Origin of the sequence: Neobacillus fumarioli NBRC 102428, from assembly GCF_001591485.1 — a bacterium.
GTDB lineage: Bacteria > Bacillota > Bacilli > Bacillales > Cytobacillaceae > Neobacillus > Neobacillus fumarioli.
In genome coordinates this window covers 1-7,600 of record NZ_BCUZ01000126.1, presented here as the reverse complement: position 1 = coordinate 7,600, position 7,600 = coordinate 1, and the positions used below count along the sequence as shown (strand labels likewise).

At 41.0% G+C, this 7,600-nt stretch carries 6 protein-coding genes and 1 other annotated feature; of the genes, 5 read left to right on the top strand and 1 reads right to left on the bottom strand.

The window, feature by feature from the left end; genetic code table 11:
• Positions 1-26 precede the first annotated feature (26 nt).
• Positions 27-995 carry a YaaC family protein gene (locus BFU02S_RS13530; protein ID WP_369690702.1) on the bottom strand — a complete coding sequence of 323 codons (969 nt, stop codon included), beginning with the start codon at positions 993-995 and terminating at the stop codon, positions 27-29.
• Between the two features lie 78 nt (positions 996-1,073).
• Here BFU02S_RS13530 and guaB point away from each other — a divergent pair, with 78 nt between their 5' ends.
• The 5 genes from guaB (at position 1,074) to serS (ending at position 7,507) form a co-directional block, all read left to right on the top strand.
• Complete coding sequence (gene guaB, locus BFU02S_RS13525) at positions 1,074-2,540, top strand: IMP dehydrogenase (protein WP_066371639.1); 1,467 nt, start codon at positions 1,074-1,076, stop codon at positions 2,538-2,540.
• A 185-nt stretch (positions 2,541-2,725) separates the two neighbouring features.
• A complete protein-coding gene (locus BFU02S_RS13520; RefSeq protein ID WP_066371635.1) occupies positions 2,726-4,066 on the top strand; it encodes a serine hydrolase in 1,341 nt (446 codons plus the stop codon).
• Positions 4,067-4,259: 193 nt separating this feature from the next.
• Positions 4,260-5,141 (top strand): pyridoxal 5'-phosphate synthase lyase subunit PdxS, encoded by an 882-nt coding sequence (gene pdxS, locus BFU02S_RS13515; RefSeq protein ID WP_066371632.1) that lies wholly within the window; start codon positions 4,260-4,262, stop codon positions 5,139-5,141.
• A gap of 150 nt (positions 5,142-5,291) precedes the next feature.
• Positions 5,292-5,897 (top strand): pyridoxal 5'-phosphate synthase glutaminase subunit PdxT, encoded by a 606-nt coding sequence (pdxT, locus tag BFU02S_RS13510; protein ID WP_066371626.1) that lies wholly within the window; start codon positions 5,292-5,294, stop codon positions 5,895-5,897.
• 61 nt (positions 5,898-5,958) lie between these two features.
• Positions 5,959-6,182, top strand: a binding site (T-box leader).
• A gap of 44 nt (positions 6,183-6,226) precedes the next feature.
• Entirely contained in the window at positions 6,227-7,507 is a 1,281-nt protein-coding gene (gene serS, locus BFU02S_RS13505; protein ID WP_066371623.1) for a serine--tRNA ligase, read from the top strand.
• Positions 7,508-7,600: the final 93 nt, after the last annotated feature.

Genomic DNA, 7,600 nt, shown 5'->3' with positions numbered 1-7,600 from the left:
TTTTTTATATTTAGAGATTGATCTATTTAATGCATTAAATAGTGGTAAACCAAAAACGGCCCTTTTTGCATCGTGACCTCGAGGAATAAATGGATAAAAGGGAAATCGCGATTAGGCATCATTTTAGTTAATTCACTCCACCACTCCGTTTCATAACGAGCAATCATACTTAAGTTGTATAAAAGCAAATAATGAATCAAGAGTTCAGGATAGTGAGCAAATTTATTTTTATTTAACGGAATCTCCCAAAAACCACCATCCATATTAAATTTTATTAGAGAGGACTTTGAAAATATATTTTTATCCAGGTTAAAAGCCAAATCTTTACTTGTTAAATCAATATGGTAGTTACATTTCTCTATAAAGAACTCTTTAAATCGGTTTTCCGTCATATGATAACAATCTAATACGGTATTAGGGATTTGGAGCTGTCCCCCCTCTCTGTGCAATCTTTCAAATGTCTTTTTCCCTTCAAGTAAGATGAATAAATCATTCAGCTCCGGTATAAGCTGGAGTAATTCTTCCATGATGGCCTTTTCGCCTTCAAGTTGTTTCATGTGGAACAATTTTTCTGACATAAATGGGAAGAGTCCGTGTTTTTGAAATTTGACTTCATCATGGAAAAACAGATAATTTTGTTTTTTCCGTTTTCTTGTCGAAACTCCATGGGCCAATACGGCCGTAGTTTCTGGATATGCTGGGTCAACGGTTAAAATACATGCTTTAATTAAATGAACAAGACCATAAAACAGCAAAATTGGTTTTAGAATCAGTGGAGCTTTATCAGCTTGCTCATAATATATTTGTCCATGTTCAAGATAATATAAATAGGCATAGCAATTCTCAAAGCTCTTTTGCTCAGGTTGAGCGATATTGTTTTTTTGATAACATTTTTTTAGATAATGCTGGCAGTATTCAGCAGAGAAAAAGCAAGAAAAGCTTTTCCATCTATTATAAGTTGTATCCAAAAAAATCACCCTTTTTTGAATAATCAAATTAATTCATCCCTCTTGACAGTATTTTGTCCAATTGATAACCTACAAATAAAATTTTTTGTTCTGGGGGCTGTGAATATGTGGGAAAGTAAGTTTTCAAAAGAAGGTTTGACGTTTGATGATGTATTGTTAATTCCGGGCAAATCGGAAGTATTACCAAAAGATGTTAGCTTGCAAGTAGAGTTATCACCAAGTGTAAAGCTTAATATTCCCATCATTAGCGCGGGGATGGATACGGTGACTGAATCAGAAATGGCAATTGCTATGGCACGTCAAGGAGGCCTTGGCATCATTCATAAGAATATGTCCATTGAACAGCAGGCAGAACAGGTAGAAAAGGTAAAGCGGTCTGAAAGCGGGGTTATTACGGACCCGTTTTTCCTCACTCCTGATCATCAAGTATTTGATGCAGAGCATTTAATGGGGAAATACCGTATTTCTGGAGTGCCAATCGTAAATAATTTAGAAGAACAAAAGCTTGTTGGGATTATTACAAACCGTGATCTTCGCTTTATTCAGGATTATTCATTTAAAATCTCCGACGTAATGACAAAAGAGAATCTCGTAACGGCACCAGTTGGAACGACTCTTAAGGAAGCAGAAAAAATTCTACAGCGGCATAAAATTGAAAAGCTCCCGCTTGTTGATGGAAATGGAGTATTAAAAGGACTCATTACCATTAAGGATATTGAAAAGGTGATTGAATTTCCAAACTCGGCAAAAGATACGCAAGGACGTCTGTTAGCAGGTGCTGCTGTCGGAGTAACAAAGGATACAATGAAACGTGTCGAAGCACTTGTTAAAGCAAACGTTGATGTGATTGTCGTGGACACTGCACACGGACATTCAAAGGGAGTCCTGGATACAGTAAGGGAAATTAAAAACGCTTATCCAACTATTACAGTAGTAGCCGGTAATGTAGCAACAGCTGAAGCTACAAAAGAATTAATTGAAGCAGGTGCTGATGTAGTAAAAGTAGGAATTGGACCAGGTTCCATTTGTACGACAAGGGTTGTTGCAGGAGTTGGCGTTCCACAAATTACAGCTATTTATGATTGTGCTTCTGAAGCTATGAAACATGGGAAGACGATCATTGCTGATGGTGGCATTAAGTATTCCGGTGATATTGTGAAAGCACTGGCAGCAGGAGGACATGCCGTCATGCTTGGAAGTTTGCTTGCCGGTGTATCGGAGAGTCCCGGAGAAACTGAGATTTTCCAAGGAAGACGCTTTAAAGTGTACCGGGGAATGGGATCGGTTGCTGCAATGGAAAAAGGCTCGAAGGATCGCTATTTCCAAGAAGATGCCAAAAAGTTCGTACCAGAAGGTATTGAAGGCCGTATTCCTTACAAAGGTCCATTGGCAGAGACCATTTATCAGCTAGTTGGTGGTTTGCGTGCAGGCATGGGCTACTGTGGGACAAAAGATATTGAGGAACTAAGGATGAAGAGCCAATTTGTCAGGATGACCGGTGCTGGTTTAAGAGAGAGCCATCCGCATGATGTACAAATTACAAAAGAAGCTCCGAATTATTCATTATTATAAAATGGTTTAAAAAAGAGAAGAGTGATCTTCTCTTTTTCTCATTCTAAACAATCTTTCGCAAACGGGTTTTTTTACCTATGAAATTGCAGATTTAAGCAGGAAAATGCTTCGAAGCTCTGTCTAGGATTTATTATAGAGTTATGATAAAATAGGCAAAGTGTAATAATTCCTTGGAGGGCGTTATCGTGAAGAGACAGGTTTTTCAGAAATGTATAGCCGGTGCAATGGCATTTGTTTTGTTTTCCAGCCTATTCACCGGGGTGGATAAAGCCAAGGCACAAGCAGATTTAAATGTAAATGCTAGTGGGGCTATATTAGTTGATGGAAAAACAGGACGAGTTTTATATGAAAAGAATGCAGATACTCCGCTTGGAGTTGCCAGCATGACCAAAATGTTGGACGAATATATGCTGTTAGATGCCATTAAAAAGGGAAAGGTAAGCTGGGATCAGACCTATACAGTTGATGACCTTGTTTATAAAATCTCTCAAGATCGCAGTCTATCAAATGTTCCACTGCGTCAGGGCGGCCAATACACCGTAAAGCAATTGTATCAGGCAATGGCGATTTATTCGGCTGACGCCGCAGCGATTGCTTTAGCGGAAATCATGGGCGGATCGGAAACAAACTTTGTCAAAATGATGAATGCGGAAGCGCAGAAATTAGGATTGAAGCATTATAAATTTGTTAACTCTACCGGATTAAATAATGCTGATTACAAAGGTATGCAGCCAGCTGAAGGCGGCCCGACTGATGAAAATGTTATGTCAACCCGTGACGTGGCAATAGTAGCTTTCCGTCTTATAAATGACTTTCCTGAGGTTTTAAAGACATCTAGCATTCCGACAATGACATTCGCCGAAGGAACAAAAGACCGGATTGTCATGAAGAACTGGAACTGGATGCTTCCATCATTAGTTTATGGTTACAAGGGAATGGATGGACTGAAGACTGGTACAACAGATTTTGCCGGTTATTGCTTTACTGGTACGGCTGAGCGCGATGGCAAACGATTTATAACTGTTGTGCAACATGCTACAGATGCCAATGGGAAAGGCGGATATGCGGCCAGGTTTAATGAAACAAGGAAAATGATGGACTATGCATTTAGCAATTATACAAAACAGCAAATTCTTCCTAAGCATTTCCAACTAAAGGGAAATAAGACGATTCCTGTGGTTAACGGAAAGAGTAATCAAGTAGAAGTATATACAAAATCAGCCCTTACGATTCTAGCCCAGAACGGAGAAAAACAAGATTTCAAACCTGTATTAGTCCTTGATAAATCAAAGGTTAATAGTAAAGGCGAACTGATCGCGCCAATTAAAAAAGGTGAGACGGTCGGTTATGTTACGCTTCAATCGAAAACGGGTGAAAAAGTCAGCTTCTTGACTCCAGAAGGTGAAAAGAACGCACAAGTTGATGTGGTTGCTACACAAGATGTCGGCCAGGCCAATTGGTTTGTCAGAATGATGAGAGGAATTGGTCATTTTTTTAGCAATACTTGGCATAAAATTTTCCATTAATAAGGAAATAGTCTCGTATTCTCGCAATTTTCAAAATTTGGCTTTTCAAAAGATGGATTCCTGCCTTGACAGGAGTCCTTTTTTGTTGCTTTAATATTTTTATGGGAATAATATTTCCGAATATAATCTAGGGAATTCCCTATTATAATGCACTCGTTATTCTTAATATTTTTAAAAGAAGGGGATTTTACAAATGATAACAGGTACGGATCGTGTAAAACGCGGAATGGCTGAAATGCAAAAGGGCGGCGTCATTATGGACGTTGTTAATGCAGAACAGGCGAAAATTGCAGAAGAAGCAGGCGCAGTGGCAGTTATGGCTTTAGAGCGGGTTCCTTCTGATATTCGTGCAGCAGGCGGGGTTGCTAGAATGGCAGATCCTAGAATAGTTGAAGAAGTAATGAATGCTGTCTCTATTCCTGTTATGGCAAAAGCTAGAATCGGTCATATCGTGGAGGCTAGAGTGCTAGAGGCAATGGGTGTTGACTATATTGATGAAAGTGAAGTACTAACACCTGCTGATGAGGAATTCCATTTAAATAAAAAAGAGTATACGGTTCCATTTGTTTGCGGATGCCGTGACCTTGGTGAAGCTGCACGCAGGATTGGCGAAGGCGCTTCCATGCTTCGTACGAAGGGTGAACCAGGTACAGGAAATATTGTAGAAGCTGTGCGCCATATTCGTAAGGTAAATGCACAGGTTCGCAAAGTTGTTTCCATGAGTGAAGACGAGCTGATGACAGAAGCAAAGCTGTTAGGTGCTCCATACGAAATTCTGCTTGAAATCAAACGCCTCGGACGTTTGCCTGTTGTTAACTTTGCAGCAGGTGGTGTGGCTACACCTGCGGATGCAGCATTGATGATGCAGCTTGGGGCTGACGGTGTATTCGTAGGTTCCGGTATCTTTAAATCAGAAAATCCAGCGAAATTTGCCAGAGCAATTGTTGAAGCAACAACTCATTATCAAGATTACAAATTAATTGCTGAGCTTTCTAAAGATTTGGGTACACCAATGAAAGGAATTGAAATTTCTTCATTGACACCGGCAGACCGCATGCAAGACCGCGGCTGGTAAGAAGAAAAGCGGAAGTGGCTTGAACAGGGGCGTGAGGCTAGACGAGCCAGCAAGTAAGCTGCTCTTTAGTCTTCTTGGCGGATTGGCTTATGACCAGAGCCCCTAGCCGTAAAGCTGGACAAAGAAAGCCGAAGCAAAAGGAGTATTTTTATGATAAAAATTGGCGTTCTCGCATTACAAGGAGCGGTACGGGAGCATATTCAATCATTAGAAGCATGTGGTGTCGAGGCAATTGCCATAAAGCATAAAGAGGAATTAGCTGAAGTTGATGGACTTGTTCTTCCAGGCGGGGAAAGCACCACGATGCGTCGTTTAATTGATAAATACGATTTCATGGATGCGTTAAGAGAATTTGCCCGTTCAGGAAAACCGATGTTTGGTACATGTGCAGGATTGATTCTAATGGCAAAACATATTGTCGGCTACACTGAGCCTCACATCGGAGTGATGGACATCACAGTTGAACGCAACTCTTTTGGCCGTCAAGTGGACAGCTTTGAGGCCGACCTTATGATAAAAGATGTGGCAGACAGCTTCCCTGCTGTGTTTATCCGGGCACCGCATATTGTGGAAGTTGGAGAAAATGTCGAGATTCTTTGTAAGCATGAAGACCGCATTGTCGCTGCAAGGGAAGGACATTTTTTAGGATGTTCTTTCCATCCTGAATTAACGGATGATCATCGCCTTACCGCTTACTTCGTAGAAATGGTGAAGGAAGCGAAAGAAAAGCAGCTTGAAAAAGCAGGCAGTCATTAAGGAATAATATGGTTGCAATTCGGTTATAATTGTAGTAAATTATGTATTATAAATTGATAACAGTAAAGCAATGAGAGGAACTAGTAACAAGAATTTTGTTCTTTAAGAGAGCCGGTGGCTGGTGGAAACCGGTGAATAATGCTTGTGAATCCCTCCTCGAGCAAGGTGCGGAACGTCTTTGATAAGACTAGTAAGTACCTTCGGTTGGAAACCGTTAATTTTTTCGAGGTGGACAGTTTTGTACTGTCAACCAGGGTGGTAACGCGGGTAACTCTCGTCCCTGTTTTAGGGACGGGAGTTTTTTATTTTATTAAAAAGGAGTGTCTAACATGCTCGATTTAAAATACTTACGGGCAAATTTAGCTGAAGTAAAGGAAAAGCTGAAGCATCGTGGAGAAGATTTAACAGACTTTGGACAGTTTGAAGAGCTGGATCAGAAAAGACGGGAGCTTATTGTTGAGTCTGAAAAGCTAAAAGGCCAGCGGAATGAAGTATCACAGCAAGTAGCGGCTCTAAAGCGTGAGAAGAAAGACGCGGATCATCTAATTCAAGAAATGCGGGCAGTTGGCGATAAAATTAAGACTTTAGATGATGAGTTAAAGGGTGTGGAAGAAACCCTGGAAACGTTATTGTTAAGTATTCCTAATCTTCCTCATGAAAGTGTGCCGGTTGGAGAATCAGAAGATGATAATGTGGAAATTAGGAAGTGGGGGCAAATCCGTGAGTTTGACTTTGAGCCTAAACCGCATTGGGAAATTGCTGACAAGCTGGGAATTCTTGATTTTGAACGAGCAGGCAAGGTAACTGGAAGCCGATTTGTCTTTTATAAGGGCTTGGGAGCTCGTATGGAGCGTGCATTGATCAGCTTTATGCTCGATTTGCATGTGGAAAAGCATGGCTATACGGAAATATTGCCTCCGTACTTAGTTAATCGTGCCAGTATGACGGGAACTGGACAGCTTCCTAAGTTTGAGGAAGATGCTTTTTTAATTGAGAGCGAGGATTATTTCCTGATTCCAACTGCGGAAGTGCCGGTGACCAATTTATACCGCGATGAAATTTTAAGTGCTGAAGAACTGCCAATCCGTTATGCGGCCTACAGCGCTTGTTTCCGCTCTGAGGCAGGGTCTGCAGGACGTGATACAAGAGGATTAATACGCCAGCATCAATTCAATAAGGTAGAATTGGTGAAGTTTGTGAAGCCCGAAGATTCTTACGAGGAGCTGGAAAAACTTACGAACGATGCGGAGCAGGTTCTTCAACTACTAGGGTTGCCGTACCATGTATTAAGCATGTGTACAGGCGATCTCGGCTTTACAGCTGCCAAGAAATATGATATTGAAGTATGGCTGCCAAGCTATGGGACCTATCGCGAAATTTCTTCCTGCAGCAATTTTGAGGCATTTCAGGCACGGCGTGCAAATATTCGTTTCCGCCGCGATCCAAAATCAAAGCCGGAACATGTCCATACATTGAATGGTTCAGGACTTGCAGTTGGCCGCACGGTCGCCGCCATTTTGGAAAATTATCAGCAAAAAGACGGCAGTGTCATCATCCCGGATGTACTGAGACCTTATATGGGCAATCGCGAGGTTATCAAACCATTGTAACATTCATTTCCCGGGCGGATTATTTCCGCCCGGGAAATTTGCTATATAATTTGACTTTCTGCACAATATATGATAAATTATCTCTTGTTGTAT